This window comes from Methylobacterium sp. Leaf104, from assembly GCF_001422885.1.
Lineage (GTDB): Bacteria > Pseudomonadota > Alphaproteobacteria > Rhizobiales > Beijerinckiaceae > Methylobacterium.
The window spans coordinates 106,450-124,609 of the sequence record NZ_LMMZ01000001.1 but is presented as its reverse complement, the minus strand read 5'-3'; the positions used below and the strand labels follow the sequence as shown (position 1 = coordinate 124,609).

General features: G+C 73.3%; 18 protein-coding genes. 14 read left to right on the top strand and 4 right to left on the bottom strand.

The window, feature by feature from the left end; all coding sequences use genetic code 11:
• Nucleotides 1-52: 52 nt before the first annotated feature.
• Genes cobN through cobJ form a run of 5 tightly spaced genes read left to right on the top strand, consistent with a single transcriptional unit; the run spans nucleotide 53 to nucleotide 6,951 of the window.
• Nucleotides 53-3,421: a cobaltochelatase subunit CobN gene (gene cobN / locus ASF49_RS00595; RefSeq protein ID WP_056466130.1), complete on the top strand. Its 3,369-nt coding sequence runs from the start codon at nucleotides 53-55 to the stop codon at nucleotides 3,419-3,421.
• Nucleotides 3,418-4,764 (top strand): precorrin-3B synthase, encoded by a 1,347-nt coding sequence (gene cobG / locus ASF49_RS00590; protein WP_056466127.1) that lies wholly within the window; start codon nucleotides 3,418-3,420, stop codon nucleotides 4,762-4,764. Before cobN ends, cobG begins: the two co-directional genes overlap by 4 nt.
• Nucleotides 4,761-5,393, top strand: a complete 633-nt coding sequence (locus ASF49_RS00585) for a precorrin-8X methylmutase (RefSeq protein ID WP_056466124.1) — start codon at nucleotides 4,761-4,763, stop codon at nucleotides 5,391-5,393. Before cobG ends, ASF49_RS00585 begins: the two co-directional genes overlap by 4 nt.
• A complete protein-coding gene (locus ASF49_RS00580) occupies nucleotides 5,393-6,184 on the top strand; it encodes a precorrin-2 C(20)-methyltransferase (RefSeq protein WP_056466121.1) in 792 nt (263 codons plus the stop codon). Before ASF49_RS00585 ends, ASF49_RS00580 begins: the two co-directional genes overlap by 1 nt.
• Nucleotides 6,181-6,951 carry a precorrin-3B C(17)-methyltransferase gene (gene cobJ / locus ASF49_RS00575; RefSeq protein WP_056466119.1) on the top strand — a complete coding sequence of 257 codons (771 nt, stop codon included), beginning with the start codon at nucleotides 6,181-6,183 and terminating at the stop codon, nucleotides 6,949-6,951. The genes ASF49_RS00580 and cobJ overlap by 4 nt, the downstream gene beginning before the upstream one ends.
• 206 nt (nucleotides 6,952-7,157) lie before the next feature.
• Here cobJ and ASF49_RS00570 read toward each other — a convergent pair whose 3' ends face one another.
• On the bottom strand, nucleotides 7,158-7,919 hold the full coding sequence (locus tag ASF49_RS00570) for a cobalt-precorrin-6A reductase (protein ID WP_056467855.1): 762 nt from the start codon (nucleotides 7,917-7,919) through the stop codon (nucleotides 7,158-7,160).
• Here ASF49_RS00570 and cbiE point away from each other — a divergent pair.
• The 4 genes from cbiE to ASF49_RS00550 are packed head-to-tail and all read left to right on the top strand — an operon-like array spanning nucleotide 7,918 to nucleotide 11,670.
• Nucleotides 7,918-9,156, top strand: a complete 1,239-nt coding sequence (cbiE, locus tag ASF49_RS00565; RefSeq protein ID WP_156652739.1) for a precorrin-6y C5,15-methyltransferase (decarboxylating) subunit CbiE — start codon at nucleotides 7,918-7,920, stop codon at nucleotides 9,154-9,156. The genes ASF49_RS00570 and cbiE overlap by 2 nt on opposite strands.
• Nucleotides 9,135-9,569 (top strand): cobalamin biosynthesis protein, encoded by a 435-nt coding sequence (locus ASF49_RS00560; protein WP_056466116.1) that lies wholly within the window; start codon nucleotides 9,135-9,137, stop codon nucleotides 9,567-9,569. Before cbiE ends, ASF49_RS00560 begins: the two co-directional genes overlap by 22 nt.
• The gene (cobM, locus tag ASF49_RS00555; protein ID WP_056466111.1) at nucleotides 9,566-10,363 is read left to right on the top strand and encodes a precorrin-4 C(11)-methyltransferase; all 798 of its coding nucleotides are present in this window, start codon (nucleotides 9,566-9,568) and stop codon (nucleotides 10,361-10,363) included. The genes ASF49_RS00560 and cobM overlap by 4 nt, the downstream gene beginning before the upstream one ends.
• Complete coding sequence (locus tag ASF49_RS00550) at nucleotides 10,360-11,670, top strand: cobyrinate a,c-diamide synthase (protein WP_056466108.1); 1,311 nt, start codon at nucleotides 10,360-10,362, stop codon at nucleotides 11,668-11,670. The genes cobM and ASF49_RS00550 overlap by 4 nt, the downstream gene beginning before the upstream one ends.
• A 19-nt stretch (nucleotides 11,671-11,689) precedes the next feature.
• On the opposite strand, the gene ASF49_RS00545 is transcribed toward ASF49_RS00550, so the two are convergent.
• A complete protein-coding gene (locus ASF49_RS00545) occupies nucleotides 11,690-12,112 on the bottom strand; it encodes a helix-turn-helix domain-containing protein (protein ID WP_056466107.1) in 423 nt (140 codons plus the stop codon).
• A 481-nt stretch (nucleotides 12,113-12,593) separates the two neighbouring features.
• Between ASF49_RS00545 and ASF49_RS00540 the strand changes: the two genes are divergently transcribed.
• On the top strand, nucleotides 12,594-12,908 hold the full coding sequence (locus tag ASF49_RS00540; RefSeq protein WP_056466106.1) for an antibiotic biosynthesis monooxygenase family protein: 315 nt from the start codon (nucleotides 12,594-12,596) through the stop codon (nucleotides 12,906-12,908).
• A gap of 453 nt (nucleotides 12,909-13,361) precedes the next feature.
• Nucleotides 13,362-14,864: an exopolysaccharide biosynthesis polyprenyl glycosylphosphotransferase gene (locus ASF49_RS00535; protein ID WP_056467847.1), complete on the top strand. Its 1,503-nt coding sequence runs from the start codon at nucleotides 13,362-13,364 to the stop codon at nucleotides 14,862-14,864.
• Between the two features lie 22 nt (nucleotides 14,865-14,886).
• Here ASF49_RS00535 and ASF49_RS00530 read toward each other — a convergent pair whose 3' ends face one another.
• Nucleotides 14,887-15,375 carry a Fur family transcriptional regulator gene (locus ASF49_RS00530; protein ID WP_056467844.1) on the bottom strand — a complete coding sequence of 163 codons (489 nt, stop codon included), beginning with the start codon at nucleotides 15,373-15,375 and terminating at the stop codon, nucleotides 14,887-14,889.
• A gap of 133 nt (nucleotides 15,376-15,508) precedes the next feature.
• On the opposite strand from ASF49_RS00530, the gene ASF49_RS24685 reads away from it, so the two are divergent.
• From ASF49_RS24685 to ASF49_RS00520, 3 genes are read left to right on the top strand one after another with little or no spacing between them, the layout of a single operon-like run.
• On the top strand, nucleotides 15,509-15,640 hold the full coding sequence (locus ASF49_RS24685) for a hypothetical protein (RefSeq protein WP_272481483.1): 132 nt from the start codon (nucleotides 15,509-15,511) through the stop codon (nucleotides 15,638-15,640).
• The gene (locus ASF49_RS00525; protein ID WP_056466102.1) at nucleotides 15,637-16,533 is read left to right on the top strand and encodes a metal ABC transporter ATP-binding protein; all 897 of its coding nucleotides are present in this window, start codon (nucleotides 15,637-15,639) and stop codon (nucleotides 16,531-16,533) included. The genes ASF49_RS24685 and ASF49_RS00525 overlap by 4 nt, the downstream gene beginning before the upstream one ends.
• 38 nt (nucleotides 16,534-16,571) lie before the next feature.
• The gene (locus tag ASF49_RS00520) at nucleotides 16,572-17,396 is read left to right on the top strand and encodes a metal ABC transporter permease (RefSeq protein WP_156652810.1); all 825 of its coding nucleotides are present in this window, start codon (nucleotides 16,572-16,574) and stop codon (nucleotides 17,394-17,396) included.
• A 25-nt stretch (nucleotides 17,397-17,421) separates the two neighbouring features.
• On the opposite strand, the gene ASF49_RS00515 is transcribed toward ASF49_RS00520, so the two are convergent.
• Nucleotides 17,422-18,024, bottom strand: coding sequence for an exopolysaccharide biosynthesis protein (locus tag ASF49_RS00515; protein WP_272481482.1), 603 nt, complete (start codon nucleotides 18,022-18,024; stop codon nucleotides 17,422-17,424).
• Nucleotides 18,025-18,160: the final 136 nt, after the last annotated feature.

Sequence of the window (18,160 nt, the reverse complement as noted above, 5' to 3'; positions counted from 1 at the left end):
ACGGGGCCAAGAACGGGGCCATGAACAGGTGCAGGACGCCGGGTCGGCTGCCATGCACCTGATCCGCATCGATACGGTCTCCCTCGACGAGGGCGAAGCCGCGGTCGATCTCGGCCAGGCGCCGGGAGACATCGTCTTCCTGTCCTTCACCGATTCCGACCTGTTCGGCATGGCCAGCGCCCACGCGGCCGCCTTCCCGGCGGGCTCGGCCGCGGCGCCGACCCTGCGGCTCGCCAAGCTCGCGAAGCTTCGCCACCCGATGTCGGTCGACCTCTACGTCGAGTCCGTGATCGCCAAGGCACGGATCGTCGTGATCCGCTGCCTCGGCGGCCTCGACTACTGGCGCTACGGCCTCGAGCGCGCCAGCGCGGCCGCCCGCGCCGCCGGGGTGGTGCTCGTGGTGCTGCCGGGGGACGACCGGCCCGATCCGCGCCTCGACGGCTATTCCACGAAGCCCGACCTCGCCCCCGACTTCGACGCCTATTTCCGGGCCGGAGGCGCTGCGAACCTGCGCCGCCTGATCGGGCGCATCGCCGCCGAGATCGGATGCGCCGGAGCGGTCGAGCCGCCTCGGCCCCTGCCCCGCGGCTTCGTCTGCTGCCCGGGCTGCGGCCCCGTCGACGAGGCGCAGGCCGTCGCCGCCGGGCGGCCCTTCCAGATCGGTTTGGACCAGGCGCCGGTGGCGCTGCTCGTGGTCTACCGGTCGAGCGTGCTCTCCGGCGACACCGCGCCGATCGCCGCGTTGGGCGCCGCGCTCCAGGCCCGCGGCCTCGCGGTGCTGGTGGTGGCCGTGTCGAGCCTGAAGGACCCGGCCGCGACCGCTCCGCTCGGGGCGGCCATCGCCGCGCATCGGCCCGCCATCGTGATCGCCGCCACCGCCTTCTCGGCCCGGGAGGATGCGGATTTCGTCCTCGATACCGCCGATTGCCCGGTGATCCAGGCCTTCAGCATCGGCGCGGCGCGGGACGCCTGGACCGCCTCGGCCCGGGGCATGGGGGCCGCGGATCTCGCCATGCAGGTCGCCCTGCCGGAATTCGACGGGCGGCTCTCCGGGTTCCCGATCGCGTTCAAGGAAGAGGGACCGGAGACCGAGGGCTTCGCCGAGCGCCGCGCCGTGCCCCATGCGGAGGGCATCGCGGCGCTCGCCGAGCGCGCCGCCGCCTGGGTCCGCCTCGCTCGCCTCCCCCGCGCCGAGCGCCGCCTCGCCCTGGTGCTGTCGGACTATCCCGCCCGCGGCGGCCGCGCGGGCTTCGCCGTCGGCCTCGACACGCCGGAAAGCGCCCGGGCGATCGTCGCGGATCTGCGCCAAGCCGGCTACGGCGTCGGCGCGCTGCCCGGGGCCGAAGCCCTGATGCGGAGGCTGACGCGGGGGCCGAGAGACTTCGCGGTCTCCCTCGATGCCTATCGCGACTGGCTCGGCACGCTGCCCGAGACCGCCCGCGCCGGCCTCGATGCCGAATGGGGGCCGCCGGAGGCCGACCCGGCCTGCCGGGACGGCGCCTTCCGCTTCGCGAGCCTGGCCCCGGAGGGCGGGCGCCTCGCCGTCTTCCTCCAGCCCGATCGCGGGCGGTCGAAGGACCGCAAGGCCGCCTATCACGACCCCGACGCGGTGCCGACCCATGCCTATCTGGCCTTCCATCTCGGCCTGCGCAGCCGGTTCGATGCCCTGATCCATCTCGGCACCCACGGCACCACCGAGTGGCTGCCGGGCAAGGCCGTGGCGCTCTCGCCGGATTGCTGGCCGGCCCGCGCCGTCGGGGCGCTCCCGGTGGTCTATCCCTTCATCGTCGACGATCCGGGCGAGGCCGCGCCCCTGAAGCGGCGCCTCGGGGGCGTCGCCCTCGGGCACCTGACGCCGCAGACCGGCGTGACGGGGCTCGACCCCGACGCGGTACGGCTGCGCGAACTCGTGGAGGAGTATTCCGCCGCCAGCGTGCTCGATCCGCGCCGCGCCGCGATCCTGGCGCGCACCATCCTGGACGAGGCGATGTCGGCCGGGCTCCTCGCCGGCGCCGGAATCGACGCCGACACCCCGATGCCGGACGCGCTGGCGGCCCTCGACGCGCATCTCTGCGACCTCGGCGAGGTGACCGCGCGCGACGGGCTGCACGTCTTCGGCCGCGCGGCCCCGGAGGCGCCCGCCGCCGTGGCGGCCTGCGCCGAGGGCGAGCGCCTCGGCCTGCTGCGCGCCCTCGACGGGCGCTTTGTGGCCCCCGGACCTGCCGGCTCGCCGTCGCGCGGGCGCACCGACGTGATGCCCACGGGGCGCAACCTCGCCACCCTGGACCCGCGCAGCCTGCCGACCCGGGCCGCGACGACCCTGGGCGCCCGGGCGGCCGACGCCGTGGTCCTGCGCTACCTGCAGGACGAGGGCGAGTACCCGGCCCGGATCGTCATGGACCTCTGGGCCTCGCCGACCCTGCGCACCGGCGGCGAGGACATCGCCCACGCCCTGGCGCTGATGGGCGTGCGTCCGGTCTGGGACCATGCCTCCACCCGCGTCACCGGCTTCGAGGTGCTGCCGCTGGCCCTCCTCGACCGGCCGCGCATCGACGTGACGGTGCGGGTCTCGGGCGCCTTTCGCGACACCTTCCCCGAGACCCTGTCGCTGCTCGCCCGCGCCGCCGAGGCGGTGGCCGCCCGCGAGGAGGAGGACGATGAGAACCCCCTCGCCGCCGCCCGCCGCCGGGGCGAGGCGCCGGCCCGGGTCTACGGCGCGGCGCCCGGGCGCTACGGCGCGGGTGCGGGCGGCCTCGCCCTGGACGGCGCCTGGGACAGCCGCGACGATCTCGGACGCGCCTATCTGGATGCGACCTCCCACGCCTATGGCGGCACGGCGGAGGCGGCGGATGCCGGCTTCGCGGCGCGGGTCGCGGGCGCCGACGCCTACGTGCATGCCTTCGACGTCGCCGAGCGCGACCTCCTCGACGGCGACGCGGCCGTGGAGGCGATGGGCGGCTTCTCGGCCGCCGCCGCCCTGACGGGGGCGAGCCCCGCCCTCTACAGCCTCGACGTCGCCGCGCCCGAGACCCCGAAGGCCCGCACCGCCCGCGAGGACGCCGCCCGCCTGATCCGGGGCCGCCTCGCCCATCCGCGCTGGATCGCGGCGCAGCTCCGGCACGGCTATCGCGGCGCCCAGGAACTGGCGCAGGGGATCGACGCGGTCTTCGTCCTCGCCGCGACCACGGACGCGGTCTCCGACGCCGACCTCGACCGACTCTACGGCGCGATGATCGCCGACCTCGAGACCTTCGAGGCCCTGCGGGCGGCCAATCCGGAGGCGGCCCGCGCCATCCTCGAACGCTTCGACGAGGCCCGCCGGCGCGGCCTCTGGACCACCCGGCGCAACGCCATCGCTGCGGACGAGATGGCTGCGGGCGAACTGGCTGCGGGCGAACTCCCGCGCGAGGCCGCCGAATGAACGCGCCCCGCCGCGTCGCTCCGGAGGCGCCGAGCCGGCGCGGCTGGTGCCCGAGCCTTGCCCGGCCGATGCCCACCGGCGACGGCCTGCTCGCCCGCGTCCACCCGCCCCTCGGGCGCCTCACCGCGGCCCAGGCCCGGGCGGTGGCGGACGCCGCGCGCCGCTTCGGCAACGGCCATGTCGACGTCACCGCCCGGGCCAACCTGCAGATCCGCGGCGTCACCGAGGCGAGCCGCTGCGGTCTGGCCGAAGCCCTGGCTGCCGCCGGGCTCGGGGATGTCCGTCACGACGGCGGCCCGCAGCGCCTCACCCTGACCACGCCGCTGGCGGGGTTCGAACCCGCCGGGACGGTCGATGTCCCGGCCCTGGCCCGCCGGATCGAGGCGATCGGGCTGGAGATCGCCGGCCTGCCGCCGAAATCCCTGGTCGCCGTCGAGTCGGACGTCCACGGCATCGCCCTCGGCCCGGCGGAAGCCGACCTTCACTGTGTCGCCATCCGCGGTGGCCTGGCCCTGCATCTCGCCGGCGATGCGGCCTGGTGGCGCCTGCCCGACGACGGGGAGACCATCGTGGAGGCGGCCCTGCGCCTGCTGGCGGCGAGCGGGCAGCGCCGGATGCGCGATGTCTTCGACGTGGCGCGCGCGGAGATCCCGGCTCGCTTCGCCCTGCCGCCAATCCCGGCCCCGGCCGCGTCGTCCGCCCCGAGCCCGGGCGCGTTCCCCCTGCCCACGCCCGTCGGGCCCGAACGCGGCTCCCCGCGATCCGCGCCCCCGGTGGCGGATGGCCCCGTCGCCCTCCTCGTCGACGCTCCCTTCGGCCGCGGCACGGCCGATGCGCTCGGCCGTCTCGCCGACACGGCGGACGCCGCCGGGGCTGCGGATCTGCGCCTCTCCCCGACCCGCGGCGTCCTCCTCGTCTGCGTCGATGCCGGAGCCGCCGAGACCGCGCGCAGAGCCCTGGCCGAGGCCGGCTTCCTGACGCGGGCCGACGATCCGCGCGGGGCCGTGGCGGCCTGCCCCGGCGCACCGGCCTGCGCCTCGGGCTCGACGCCGACCCTGCACGACGCGGCCCGCCTGGCCGAGGCGTTCCGGCCCTTCGCGGCGCGGGGCCTGCGCGCCCATGTCTCGGGCTGCCCCAAGGGCTGCGCCCATCCGGGCGCCGCCGACCTCACCCTCGTCGGGCGGGACGGCCGCTACGACGTCGTGCTGTCCGGGCGCCCCGATGCGTTGCCGGCGACGCGCCTCCCTTTCGAGGCCGCGCTGGAGCGCGTAAGGAGGGCGGATTCGGCATTATCCCTCGCCCAGATCGTCCCAGACCCCCCGCCAGGACCGCGACCGTCATGAGTTCCCGCCTCGACTACCTGCGTGACGGAGGGGCGATCTACGCCCGCTCCTTCGCGATGATCCGGGCCGAGGCCGATCTCGCGCGCTTCCAGGGCACCGCCGAGCGGGTCGTGGTGCGGATGATCCACGCCTGCGGCATGACCGACCTGCCGCGCGACGTGGAGGCCTCCCCCGATTTCGCACAGGCCGGCGAGGCGGCCCTGAAGGCCGGCGCGCCGATCCTGTGCGACGTCCGCATGGTCGCCGACGGCGTCACCCGGGCGCGGCTGCCCGCCGACAACCGGGTGATCTGCACCCTGAGCGATCCGCGCGTGCCGGAGCTGGCCGCCGCCATGGGCACCACCCGCTCGGCCGCCGCCATGGAGCTCTGGCGCGAGCACCTGCCCGGCAGCGTCGTGGCGGTGGGCAATGCCCCGACCGCGCTGTTCCGCCTGCTCGAACTCCTCGACGAGGGCGTGCCGCCCCCGGCCGCCGTCATCGGCATCCCGGTCGGGTTCGTCGGTGCCGCCGAATCGAAGGAGGCGCTCGCCCGCGACGGCCGCGTGCCCTTCATCGTGGTCCATGGCCGGCGCGGCGGCAGCGCCATGACCGCCGCGGCCGTCAACGCGCTCGCGCAAGAGATCGAGTGATGGATTCGGGCGAGCGGCTTCCCCCCGACGCGGCGGAGCGGACCGAGAATCCGCGCGCGGTGACCACCGGCACCCTGTTCGGCGTCGGCATGGGTCCGGGCGAGCCGGACTACCTCACCCTGCGCGCCCTGCGGGTGCTGGAGCGGGCTCCCGTGCTGGTGCATTTCTGCAAGAAGGGCCGGCGCGGGAATGCCCGCACCATCGCGGATGCCGTGCTGGCCTCGGAGCCGGCGCGGGAATGCCCGCTGGTCTACCCCTACACCACCGAGCTTCACCCCGAGCATCCCGAATACGTCGCGGCGCTCGCCGCCTTCTACGACGACGCCTCGGCCCGCCTCGCCGACCATCTCGGCGCGGGCCGGGACGTCGCGATCCTGTCGGAGGGCGACCCGTTCTTCTACGGCTCCTTCATGCACCTGTGGCGCCGCCTGAAGGACCGCTTCCCCGTGGAGGTGGTGCCCGGCGTCACCGGCATGTCCGGCTGCTGGACCCGGGCCGGCACCCCGATCACCTGGGGCGACGACGTGCTCACCGTGCTGCCCGCCACCCTGCCGCACGCCGACCTGGTTGAGCGCCTGGCGCGCACCGACGCCGCCGTGCTGATGAAGCTCGGCCGCCACCTGCCGAAGGTGCGGGCGGCGCTCGCCGAGGCCGGCGTGCTGGAGCGGGCGGTCTATGTCGAGCGCGGCACCATGGCGGGCGAGCGGGTGATCGCCCTCAAGGACAAGCTCGACGACGTCGCGCCCTACTTCTCGATGGTGCTCCTGCCGGGCGAGGGACGCCGGCCGTGAGCGGTCCCGTCCCGGGGTCCGTCACCATCGTCGGCCTCGGACCCGGCGATCCGCGCCTGCTCACGGCCGCCGCCCAGGAGGCTCTGGCCCAGGCGCAGGACCTCATCGGCTACATCCCCTACGTCGCCCGGGTGCCCGAGCGGCCGGGGCTCGTCCGCCATGCCAGCGACAACCGCGTCGAGGTCGACCGGGCGCGCCACGCCCTCGAACTCGCCGCCTCCGGGCGGCGCGTCGCGGTGGTCTCGGGCGGCGACCCCGGCGTGTTCGCCATGGCGGCGGCGGTGTTCGAGGCGGTGGAGGCCGGCGACCCGGCCTGGGCCAGGCTTCCCATCACGGTGGAGCCCGGCATCACCGCGATGCTGGCCGCGGCCGCCCGCCTCGGCGCGCCGCTGGGCGGCGATTTCTGCGCGATGTCGCTCTCGGACAACCTCAAGCCCTGGGAGGTCATCACCGCCCGGCTGGAAGCGGTCCTGCGGGCGGATTTCGTGGTCTCCCTCTACAACCCGATCTCCTCCGCCCGGCCTTGGCAGCTCGGCAAGGCCCTCGACCTGGCCGCCGGGATCCGGCGCGGCGACACGCCGGTGGTCTTCGCCCGCGCGGTCTCGCGGCCCGACGAGGCGATCCGGGTGCTCACCCTCGACGAGGCCCGCGTCAGCACCGCCGACATGGCCACCGTCGTGATCATCGGCGCCTCGGCCACCCGCCTAATCCCGCGCGGCGAGGCGACGCCCTTCGTCTACACGCCGCGCAGCGTGCCGGCTGCCTGATGGGCGTGTCGGCGCAGGCCTCCGCGCGGCTCCGGCCGAACCAGTCGGATTCGGACGCGCTCGGGTCCCCTCTCCTGGAAGGAGAGGGACGGGGTGAGGTGTGGGACGTCTCCGGATGGGGCACGCCCCTCACCCCAACCCTCTCCCACACGGGAGAGGGGGTCCGTTCCGGCCACGTCGACCGTTGCGATCTGCCGGATCGACGATCAGAGCGCGGCGATGCGCGCGAGGGCTTCCGCGACGTCCGGCACGCGCGGCACGTCCGGTTTCTCCGGTCGGTCGACCATCACCACGGGCAAACCCAGCGCCCGCGCCGCGGCGATCTTGCCGGAGGTGGCGTCACCGCCGGAATTCTTGCTGACCAGGATTTCGATCGCGCGCGCGGTCAGGAACGCCGCCTCGGCGGCCGCGTCGAACGGGCCGCGCGCTTGAATGGACGTCAGCCTCGGGACCGCCAGATCGATGCCCTCGATGGCGCGCACCACGTAATCGTGCTGCGGCGCCGCGGCGAAGGCGCCGACCTCCTGCCGCCCGATGGTGAGGAAGACCCGGCGCGGCGCGGGGCCGAGCGCCCGGGCGGCGGCCGCCATGTCGGGCACGACCGTCCAGCGGTCGCCGGGCAGCGGCTTCCAGGCCGGACGGCGGATCGCCAGCAGGCGCGTCCCGGTCCGGGCGCAGGCCTCGGCCGCGTTGGCACTCATCCGGGCCGCGAAGGGATGCGTCGCGTCGACCATGAGATCGGTGCGGTCCTGCCTCAGCCAGGCGGCCAGGCCCTCGGGCCCGCCGAAGCCGCCGATGCGCGTCGGCACGGGCTCCGCCTTCGGCTGGCTGGTCCGGCCGGCGAGCGACAGGGTGACGGCGAGGCTGCGATCCGCCGCCAGGAGCCCGCGCACCAGCGCGCTCGCCTCGCCGGTACCGCCCAGGATCAGAATCCGCATGCTTCCCCCGCCCATGAGGGCGTTGTCCATGACCGGTGACACCGAGTCCACCCGGCGGGCGCACGTCCCCTGGCTCACCATCGTGGGCATCGGCGAGGATGGCCGGGCGGGCCTGAGCCCCGCCGCCGCCGCCGCCCTCGACGGCGCGCACCTCGTCTATGGCGGGCGCCGGCACCTGGCGCTGGCAGCCCCCCTCGCCGCCGAGGCGCGGCCCTGGCCGAGCCCGATCTCCGACGCGTATCCGGGTCTCCTCGCCCGGCGCGGGACACCCACCTGCATCCTGGCGACGGGCGACCCGTTCCATTACGGCATCGGCGCCGAGATCGCCCGGCTCGTCCCGGCCGAGGAGATGCGGGTCTTCCCCCACCCCTCCGCCTTCAGCCTCGCCAGCGCCCGCCTTGGCTGGCCCCTGGCGGAGACGAGTTGCCTCACCCTGCACGGCCGGGCGCTGTCCCGGCTGATCCCCCATCTCCAGCCCGGCGCCCGCCTCCTCGTCCTGACCTGGGACGAGACCACGCCGGCGGCGGTCGCCGCGCTCCTGGCCGAGCGCGGCCTCGGCGCGTCGCGCCTCACCGTCCTGGAGGCCATGGGCGGCCCGCGCGAGCGCCGGCGCGGCGCGACGGCCGCGGGTTTCGACCTCACCGGGCTCGATCCCCTCAACACACTGGGCATCGAGGTGGCCGGTTCGCCCACGGCGCAGATCGTCGCCCTCAGCCCCGGCCTCGACGACGCCTGGTTCGAGAACGACGGCCAATTGACCAAGGCCGATATCCGGGCCGTGACGCTGGCGGCCCTGCGCCCGCGTGCCGGCCAGACCCTGTGGGACATCGGCGCCGGGGCCGGCTCGATCTCCATCGAGTGGATGCTGCGCCATCCGAGTCTCAGGGCCATCGCCGTCGAGGGCAATCCGGCCCGGGCCGCCCGCGTCGCCCGCAACGCAGGGCGCCTCGGCGTACCCGACCTGCGCGTGGTGGAGGGCCCCGCCCCGGCGGCGCTCGCCGGCCTGCCGGCGCCCGACACCGTTTTCATCGGCGGCGGCGTCACCGCGCCGGGGGTGCTCGACGCGGCCGTGGCCGCCCTGCCACCGGGCGGACGCCTCGTCGCCAACGTGGTGACCCTGGAGGGCGAGGCCGTGCTGCTCGCGGCCTTCGCGCAGCGCGGCGGCAGCCTCAAGCGCCTGACGATCGCCCATGCCGATCCGGTCGGGCACCTGCACGGCTGGCGCGGCGCGATGCCGGTGACGCAATGGGCCTGGGTCAAGGGATGACACCGGCCGCGCGCGACCTCGTGGCCGGGATCGGGTTCCGCCATGCGACGTCGCCCGCCGAGATCCTCGCCCTGATCGAGCGGGCCTGCGACGCGGCCGGCCTGCCGGGCCTCCGCCCCGCCCGCCTCGCCACCGCCGGCGACCGGGCCGGGGAGCCGGCGATCCGCGCGGTCGCCGAGACGCTCGGATGCCCCCTGGACGCGGTTCCGCCCGAGGCCTTGATCGCCGTGGATGCCAACGTGCCCACCCGTTCGCGGCGGATCGAGGCATCGCGCCGGGTCGGCTCGGTGGCGGAGGCCGCCGCGCTCGCGGCCGCCGGCCCCGGCGCGACCCTGCTGGTGCGGCGAATCGCCAGTGCCGGGGCGACCTGCGCCCTTGCGCTTCGCGCACAATCCGTCACGCAGGGACCATGACCGTTCACTTCATCGGCGCCGGCCCGGGCGCCGCCGACCTCATCACCGTCCGCGGCCGCGAGCTGATCGCGCTCTGCCCCGTCTGCCTGCATGCGGGCTCCCTCGTCGCCCCCGAGATCCTGGGCTGGTGTCCGCCGGGTGCCCGCATCGTCGACACGGCGCCCCTCGACCTCGACGCCATCGTGGCCGAATGCGCGGCCGCCCACGCGGCGGGCCAGGACGTCGCGCGCCTGCACTCCGGCGACCTCTCGATCTGGAGCGCGCTGGCGGAGCAGACCCGCCGCCTGACCCAGGCCGGCATCCCCTTCACGGTGACGCCGGGCGTGCCGTCCTTCGCCGCCGCCGCCGCGCTCCTGCGGCGCGAACTCACCGTGCCGGGTCTCGCCCAATCCGTCGTGCTGACCCGGACCTCCGGGCGCGCCAGCGCGATGCCGGAGCGCGAGACCCTGGCGGCCTTCGCGAGCACTGGGGCGACGCTGGCCCTGCACCTCTCGATCCACGTCGTCGACGCGGTGGTCGCCGAGTTGAGTCCGTTCTACGGCGCGGATTGCCCGGTCGCGGTGGTGTTTCGCGCCACCTGGCCCGACGAGCGGGTGCTCACCGGAAGCCTGGCGACGATCGCGGGCCAGGTGGCGGAGGCGGGGCTGGAGCGCACGGCGCTGATCCTGGTCGGCCCCGCCCTCGACCCGGCGGAGTTCCGGGAGAGCGCCCTGTATTCCACCGATTACGACCGGCGCTTCCGGCCGACGGGCGAGAGCGTGCTGGGCGCGCGCGCGGACGGAGCCCCCCGTTGAGCGTGCCCGGCCTCCTCGTCGCCGCCCCGCGCTCCAGCTCGGGCAAGACCACCGTGACCCTGGCGCTGATGCGGGCGCTCGCCCGCCGGGGTCTCGCCGTGCGCGGGGCCAAGTGCGGGCCGGACTACATCGACCCCGCCTTCCACCAGGCCGCCACGGGGCATCCGAGCTTCAACCTCGACAGCTTCGCCATGCCGGAGCCGATGCTCGACGCGGTGGCGGCCCTCGCGGCCACGGATGCCGACCTCGTCGTCGCCGAGGGCTCGATGGGGCTGTTCGACGGCATCGTGGCGCCGGAGGGGCGCACGGGCGCGAATGCCGACATCGCCGCCCGCTACGGCTGGCCGGTGATCCTCGTCCTCGACGTCTCGGGCGCGGCGCAGTCGGCCGCCGCCCTCGCCCTCGGCTGCAGGGCCTACGATCCGCGCATCCGCATCGCCGGGGTGATCCTCAACAAGGTCGCGAGTGCCCGCCACCGCCGCCTCGTCGAGACCGGACTGAGCCGCATCGACATGCCGGTGCTCGGGGCGCTGATGCGGGATGCCAGCCTCGTCCTGCCCGAGCGCCATCTCGGCCTCGTCCAGGCCCGCGAGACCAACGACCTCGAGCCCCGCCTCGACCGGCTCGCCGACCTCGCCGAGGCCGGCCTCGACCTCGACGCGATCCTGGCCGTCGCGGCCGGGGCGGCGCCGGCTCCGGGCGCGGGCCGCCTGCCGCGCCCGCCGGGCCAGCGCATCGCCATCGCGTCGGATGCGGCGTTCTCGTTCCTGTATCCGCACATGGCGACGGGCTGGCGGGCGGCGGGCGCCGAACTCATCCCGTTCTCGCCCCTGGCCGACGAGGCGCCCCCGGCCGATTGCGATGCCTGCTGGCTGCCCGGCGGCTACCCCGAGCTCCATGCCGAGCCCCTGGCGCGGGCGGATCGCTTCCTCGGCGGCTTACGGGACTTCGCGTGGGCCAAGCCGGTGCACGGCGAGTGCGGCGGCTACATGGTTCTCGGCGAGAGCCTGGAGGATGCGGCAGGGGTCACGCATCCCATGGCGGGCCTGCTGCCGGTGGCGACTTCCTACCGGACGCGCCGGCTGCATCTCGGCTACCGGGTGGCGACGCTCCTGGCCGCGGGGTCCCTCGGGGCGGCGGGCGCGCGCCTGGTCGGGCACGAGTTCCACTATGCCAGCGAGCGGAGCGGGCCACCGACGCCCGAGACGGGGCTCGCGGCGGTGACCGATGCGGAGGGCGTGTCCCTCGGCCTGGCCGGGCATCGCCGCGGCTCCGTCACCGGCAGCTTCTTCCACTGGATCGGCTAGGGCGCTCGCGGCGAGCGCCCTAGCTGGCGGCGACGGCCGCGGGCGCCGCAGCGGCGGGCTCGGGCGCCTGCTTGCCCATCTTCGCGGCCGTCCGCACGATGGCGAGCACGTCGCGTCGCAGCTGATCGTCCTCGATCAGCGCGTAGGCCCGCAGGAGTTCGATGGCACCCTGCGCGCTCAGAAAGCCGAACACGTCGGACTGGGTGCCGCCGACCTCGTCCTCCTCGAAGAACGCCGAGACCGGGACCTCCAGGAGACGGGCGATCTCCCGCAGGCGCCCGGCGCCGACGCGGTTCTGCCCCTTCTCGTATTTCTGAACCTGCTGGAAGGTCACGCCGACGGCGGTTCCGAGCGCGGTCTGGCTCAGACCGCGCGCCTTGCGCAGGGCGGTGATCCTCAATCCGACGAGGCGATCGACGTCGGTGGTCTGCTTAGGCATCATCTCTCGATTCAGTCCCTGTAGAATTTCCCAGCCCCCGCCCGGACCAGCCCCGGGGACGATGAGGTTTGAACGCTTTCGTACGGAGGCGTGCAGGATTCCTTAAGTTCATTCGCCACGAAACCAGCGCAGTCGACCGTCGATAGAACGAGGTGGAGGAGACTATCCTTGTCTGCAGTCAAATGCCACTAGATGTTTACTCCGCATCAGCATCGACCGTGACCGTTCTGACAGCTTGACCACAAAGCCGGCACAAATTGCAAGCCTGACGTTGTATCCGTCCCTCGCCAGTTTCGCTGCACTGCGAACGGGCCGGTCCTCTGCGGATGCGTCACGGATCCGGACCCGGCCCCCGGTTTCGGCGGCCGCATCTCAGCGGGCGGAGCGCGACGCATGCGCCGGGGCGATGACTTTCGGCCGCTGCCGCCCCAGGTTTAGGGTGTCGGACCGGATCGTTCGCGACGCCGAAAAACCCAGGTGGATCATGTATATCGCAATGAATCGCTTCAAAGTCGTCAAGGACGCGACCGAAGATTTCGAGCAGGTTTGGCTCGGGCGCGACAGTCATCTGGGCGAAATGCCGGGCTTCGTCGAGTTCCATCTACTGCGCGGTCCCGAAGCGGAAGACCACGTCCTGTATGCCTCCCACACGATCTGGTCGTCCAAGGCCGATTTCGAGGCCTGGACCCGCTCGGAGCAGTTCCGGAAAGCCCATGGCCGCGTGCCGTCGACCAAGCCCCTCTACCTGGGCCATCCGCAGTTCGAAGGGTTCGAGACGATCCAAACCGTCGCGCGCTGATTCGGCCGCGCCGACCTGATTCGTCGATCGGGTCCGCGCCGCGCCGGTCTCCCGTGCGCGAGAAAGGGCGGTCGATCCGGACAGGATCGGCGCGCCTCGCCCGGGCCGGCCTCGATGCGTCGGAGGCCGCGTGCCCCGGCGCACATGTCGACAGCAAGTCTTCGCGCAACCCTATCCGCCGGACCGGCGTTGCTGGGCAGTGCACAATGCACCGTGCGGTTTTCAGACCGTTGATCCACGCGCATAGCTCGATAAGAACACTTTCCTTTTTCAAAGACTATTCAAATGGTCGGCCCTGCGGCGGCTTCGGAGACGCTGCCTGAGCCTGCGCCGGACAGGTCCAGCGGGCTTCAGGCCCGGGACTTGCACCGCTATTCTCGGTTACCATGATTGATTCGTGACTTGGTTCAGATTCGCACAGTCTTCGCATCAGGATGGGACATGGCGCTTCAGATGTTTCATGACCGCATCCCAGCCTCGCTCGAAAAACTCCCGATCTTCCGGACACGCCGCGATGTCTGGGCGGCGCTCCTGCCGCGCCGCAGCCGCACCGCCTTCCGGATCGGCCTCTCGGCCGCGACCGCCCTGGCGGAGATCCTCGTCATCTTCCTCGTCGCGGCGGGCATCGATCTCGCCTACCACGCCGCCTTCGACGGCACGGTGCCGATGGCGGCCCGCAGCGGCAGCTTCGAACTCGCCGCCCTGATCGCGCTCTTCGTCCTGCTGACCAACCTCGTGCGCGAGGACTACAACATCGAGACGCTGCTGTCGCGTCGGCCCCACCTGCGCCGGGCGGCGACGGTCTGGACCGGCGCCTGGGCCATCGTCCTGCTGATCGGCTTCGCGACGAAGACGACCCACGAGTATTCGCGCCTCGTTTCCCTGGGGTTCTTCCTGACCGGGCTGCCGGCGGTGCTGCTGGCCCGCGGGGCGATGCTGCGCGTGGTCCGCAGCGCGGCGGCGACGACCTCCGGCAACACCAACCGCGTCCATCTCGTCGGCTACGAGGAGGACATCGCCCGCTTCTACGCCCACAACGACCCGGAGGCGCTCGGACTTCGCGTGATCGGGACGAGCTACCTGCGCGCCCTCGACCCGGTGGCCGATGCGGCGTCCCGCACCGCCCAGATGTCGGAGGATCTCGATCTGGCCGTCTCCGTGGTGCGCTTCCTGCGCCCGGACGACGTGTTCATCCTGGTGCCGTGGTCGGAGGCCTCGGATATCGAGCGCTGCATCGATGCGTTCCTGCGGGTGCCGGCGGCCCTGCATCTGCGCCCCGGCTCGGTGATGGACCGGTTCCCAGACCTGACCCTCGCCCGGGTCGGCCGCCTCTCGGGCATCAATATCGGGCGCCGCCCGCTGCAGGCCGGCGAGTTGTTCCTAAAGCGCAGCCTCGATCTCGCCCTGGCCCTGGTGGCCCTGGTGCTGCTCAGCCCGCTCTTTCTCGTGGTGGCGGTGCTGGTGAAGATCGACAGCCCGGGTCCGGTGTTCTTCCGCCAGAAACGCTACGGCTTCAACCAGCAGCCCTTCGGCGTCTTCAAGTTCCGCAGCATGAAGGCGGAGCCGGAAACGGTCTTCAAGCAGGCGACCCGCAACGACAGCCGCATCACGCCGATCGGCCGGGTGCTGCGCCGCTCCAACATCGACGAATTGCCCCAGCTCCTCAACGTCGTGCTCGGCGAGATGTCCCTCGTCGGGCCGCGTCCCCATGCCCTGGCGCATGACCGCAGCTTCGAGAACCGCATCGCGCTCTACGCCCGGCGCCACAACGTGATGCCGGGCATCACCGGCTGGGCGCAGGTGAACGGCCTGCGCGGGGAAACCCTCACCGATCTCGACATGGAGCGGCGGGTCCAGCACGACCTGCACTACATCGACAACTGGTCGATCTGGCTCGACCTGCGGATCATGTTCATGACGGTGTTCTCGCGGCGCGCCTACAGGAACGCCTGCTGAGACGGACCGGTCCGCCCGAACTTCACTCCTCGGCGGACCGGCCGAGACAGGCACCGCACTCGCCCTCGACCTCGAGGATCCGGCTCGTCGGCCGGAACCCGGCCTTGGCCAGGGTGCGGCCGAGCTGATCCTCCACTTCCGGCGAGGTGGTCTCGTCGATGGTGCCGCAGTTCCGGCAGATGAGGAAGACGAGGCCGGCACCGTCCGTGTGGGAATGGCCGCAGGACACGAAGGCGTTGCGGCTGGCGATGCGGTGCACGAGCCCGTGCTCGGTGAGAAAGTCGAGGGCCCGGTAGACCGAGACCGCCGCGACCCGCCGTCCCGGCTCGCTCAGGGCCTCGGCGATGTCGTAGGCGCCCATCGGCCGCGTCTGTCCCGCCACGGCCGCCAGCACGTCGCGGCGCAGCCGGGTGAATTGCAGGTCGCGTTCGCGGCACAGGCGCTCCGCCCGAGCGATCGCCTCCGGCGCCCCGCCGCAACCGTGGTCATGCGTCGCCGCATGGTCGTGCATGGTCTGCCCCATGAACCCGGGCTGCTGGAAGGACCCGGCCTGTCGGATGAACCCGGCCCGTTGAACTGCCCGAGTGTTACAGTGTATCACCCCAACATAAGCCGGCGCTCCCGTTCGGGCAAATGATCCATCCGTGACCCGACACCCGCGTCCTCCCGTTTCCCCCCGCCCCTCCCTGTTCCAGGCCGGCGCGTCCCTGCGCTTCGCGGTGGCCGCGGTGCTGGCCCTGCTCCTCTGGGGCGCGGTCCTCTGGGCCTCTCGATGAGCGCCGACCTGCCCGGCGCCATCGCGCTCCACGGCCTGACCCTCGGCTACGATCGCCATCCGGCGGTCCATCACCTCGACGGGATCATCCCCCCCGGCGCGCTCCTCGCCCTGGTCGGGCCCAACGGGGCCGGAAAGTCGACGCTCCTGAAGGGCATCGTCGGCGAGATTCCTTGCCTGGAGGGCCGGATCGCGCGACCGGGCCTCGACGACGCCATCGCCTACCTGCCCCAGGCGGCGGAGATCGACCGCAGCTTCCCCCTTAGCGTCCTCGACCTCGTGGCCATGGGCCTGTGGCGCCGCCTCGGTCCCTGGCGGAGCACGCGGCGCCACCGGGCGACGCTCCTGGAGGCCTTGGCCGCCGTCGGCCTCGCCGGGTTCGAGAAGCGCCTGATCGGCACCCTGTCGGGCGGCCAGTTCCAGCGCGCCCTGTTCGCCCGCCTGATCGTGCAGGAGGCCCGCGTGCTCCTCCTCGACGAGCCGTTCACCGGCGTCGACGGACGCACCACCGCCGACCTCCTGGCCCTGGTGCGGACCTGGCACGGGCAGGGACGCACCATCGTGGCCGCCCTGCACGATCTCGGGCAGGTTCGGAGCCACTTCCCGCAGACCCTGCTCCTCGCCCGGGAGGCGGTGGCCTGGGGGCCGACCGATCGGGTGCTCACGGCCCCGAATCTCGCCCGCGCCCAGAGCCTGTCGGAGGCCTGGGACGAGGATGCGGCGGTCTGCGGCCGCCACGAGGAGGCCGGCCCGGCTCACGGCCATGCGCACGCGCATGACGCCGCCCATCCGCACAGCCACGATCACGGGGCTGCGCACGACCGGGACCCCGTGCACGGCCAGAAACCCGCGCCCGGCCCAAAATCCGCGCACGACCATGGGCACGCCGCGTGATCGATCTCCTGTTCGGACCCTTCGTCGAATTCGGCTTTATGCGCCGGGCGCTGGTCGGCTGCCTCGCTCTGTCGCTCTCGGCCCCGCCCGTCGGCGTGTTCCTGATGCTGCGGCGCATGAGCCTGATGAGCGACGCCATGAGCCACGCGATCCTGCCCGGGGCGGCGGTGGGCTTCCTGGTGGCGGGGCTGTCCCTGCCGGCCATGACCCTGGGGGGGCTCGCCGCCGGCCTCGCGGTGGCGCTGATGGCGGGGCTCGTCACCCGCTCCACCGTGATCAAGGAGGATGCGAGCCTGGCGGCCTTCTACCTGATCTCGCTGGCCGGCGGCGTCCTGCTGGTCTCCCTGCGCGGATCGCAGATCGACCTGCTGCACATCCTGTTCGGCACCGTGCTCGCCCTCGACGATCCGGCTCTCTGGCTGCTCGGGGGCATCGCCACCGTGACCCTGTTCGGCCTGGCGGCGATCTACCGGCCCCTGGTGATGGAATGCGTCGATCCGCTGTTCCTGCGCACGGTCAGTCGCGCCGGCGCCCCGGTCCACTACGCCTTCCTCGGGCTCGTGGTGATGAACCTCGTGGGCGGGTTCCAGGCCCTGGGGACCCTGCTGGCGGTGGGGCTGATGCTGCTGCCCGCCATCGCGGCGCGGTTCTGGGCGGCGGACCTGTCGGGCATGATCCCGGTCTCGGTGCTGATCGCGATGCTGTCGAGCGTGATCGGTCTCAGCGTGTCCTATCAGGCCGATGTCCCGACCGGCCCGGCGATCGTGCTGGCGGCCGGCGGCCTCTATCTCGTCTCGATGATGGTCGGACGCCGGGGCGGGCTCGTCTACCGGCTCGTCCGCGCCCGCCACCTGGAGGCCTGACGGGCCGGGGCCTCAGGACGAAACCCTAGAGGTTGAAGAGGCTCATCAGGCCGGAGATGATGGCGTAGACGAAGCCGGCATTGAGAAGGACGCCCACCGCCCCGATGGCGAGGCCGCCCAGCACCACGACGCCGTCGCGCTCGACGAGTCCGAGGCCGACGAGGCAGATGGCGAGACCGAGGGGAATCTGCCCGACGATCGGCGCGGCGACGATCAGGGCCAGCGACAGCGTGAGCAGGATGAGGCCGATGCCGCGCATGCCGAGGGCCGTCTCGAACAGGCTCATGCGCGGGCGCGACCAGTGCTCGAGGCGGCGCAGCAGCGGCACGGCCCGGTTGGCTGCCCGCTCGACGTCGCTGCGGGCGACGGACCGGCGCAGCAGCGCCCGCGGCAGCCAGGGCGAGGCCATGCCGGCCGTGATCTGGATCGCCACCAGGAGCAGCAGGAGCCCGCAGACCAGCGGGATCGGCGGCGGCATCGGCAGGCAGTTGGGCAATCCGAGGATCACGATGAGGAGCGCGAAGGCGCGATCCTTCAGGACGGCGACGATGTCACCGACTGTCAGCCGTTCCCCTTCCTGCTCGGCGAGCACGGTGAGAACCTCGGAAGTTCTGGCAGCAGGTGACAAGAAAGCTCGGCCATTGGCGACTGTCCTGAGCCGGGCTGTAGCCGAGATGGACGCGCAGGCCAAGCGGCGCATCCGCACGCCGGGACGGCCGCGATTCGCGGCGGCCGGGACGGCGGTGGCCGAACGCGACGGGTGC

Excerpts from the sequence above, each read along its gene's own strand:
- ASF49_RS00535 (WP_056467847.1), top strand. The coding sequence starts at position 13,362 with ATGTTTCATGACCGCATCCCAGCCTCGCTCGAAAAACTCCCGATCTTC.
- ASF49_RS00520 (WP_156652810.1), top strand. The coding sequence starts at position 16,572 with ATGCGCCGGGCGCTGGTCGGCTGCCTCGCTCTGTCGCTCTCGGCCCCG.
- ASF49_RS00585 (WP_056466124.1), top strand. The coding sequence starts at position 4,761 with ATGAGTTCCCGCCTCGACTACCTGCGTGACGGAGGGGCGATCTACGCC.
- cbiE (WP_156652739.1), top strand. The coding sequence starts at position 7,918 with ATGACCGGTGACACCGAGTCCACCCGGCGGGCGCACGTCCCCTGGCTC.
- cobN (WP_056466130.1), top strand. The coding sequence starts at position 53 with ATGCACCTGATCCGCATCGATACGGTCTCCCTCGACGAGGGCGAAGCC.
- ASF49_RS00530 (WP_056467844.1), bottom strand. The coding sequence starts at position 15,375 with ATGCACGACCATGCGGCGACGCATGACCACGGTTGCGGCGGGGCGCCG.
- ASF49_RS00580 (WP_056466121.1), top strand. The coding sequence starts at position 5,393 with ATGGATTCGGGCGAGCGGCTTCCCCCCGACGCGGCGGAGCGGACCGAG.
- ASF49_RS00570 (WP_056467855.1), bottom strand. The coding sequence starts at position 7,919 with ATGGACAACGCCCTCATGGGCGGGGGAAGCATGCGGATTCTGATCCTG.
- ASF49_RS00540 (WP_056466106.1), top strand. The coding sequence starts at position 12,594 with ATGTATATCGCAATGAATCGCTTCAAAGTCGTCAAGGACGCGACCGAA.
- ASF49_RS00525 (WP_056466102.1), top strand. The coding sequence starts at position 15,637 with ATGAGCGCCGACCTGCCCGGCGCCATCGCGCTCCACGGCCTGACCCTC.
- cobM (WP_056466111.1), top strand. The coding sequence starts at position 9,566 with ATGACCGTTCACTTCATCGGCGCCGGCCCGGGCGCCGCCGACCTCATC.
- ASF49_RS00545 (WP_056466107.1), bottom strand. The coding sequence starts at position 12,112 with ATGATGCCTAAGCAGACCACCGACGTCGATCGCCTCGTCGGATTGAGG.
- cobG (WP_056466127.1), top strand. The coding sequence starts at position 3,418 with ATGAACGCGCCCCGCCGCGTCGCTCCGGAGGCGCCGAGCCGGCGCGGC.
- ASF49_RS00560 (WP_056466116.1), top strand. The coding sequence starts at position 9,135 with ATGGGCCTGGGTCAAGGGATGACACCGGCCGCGCGCGACCTCGTGGCC.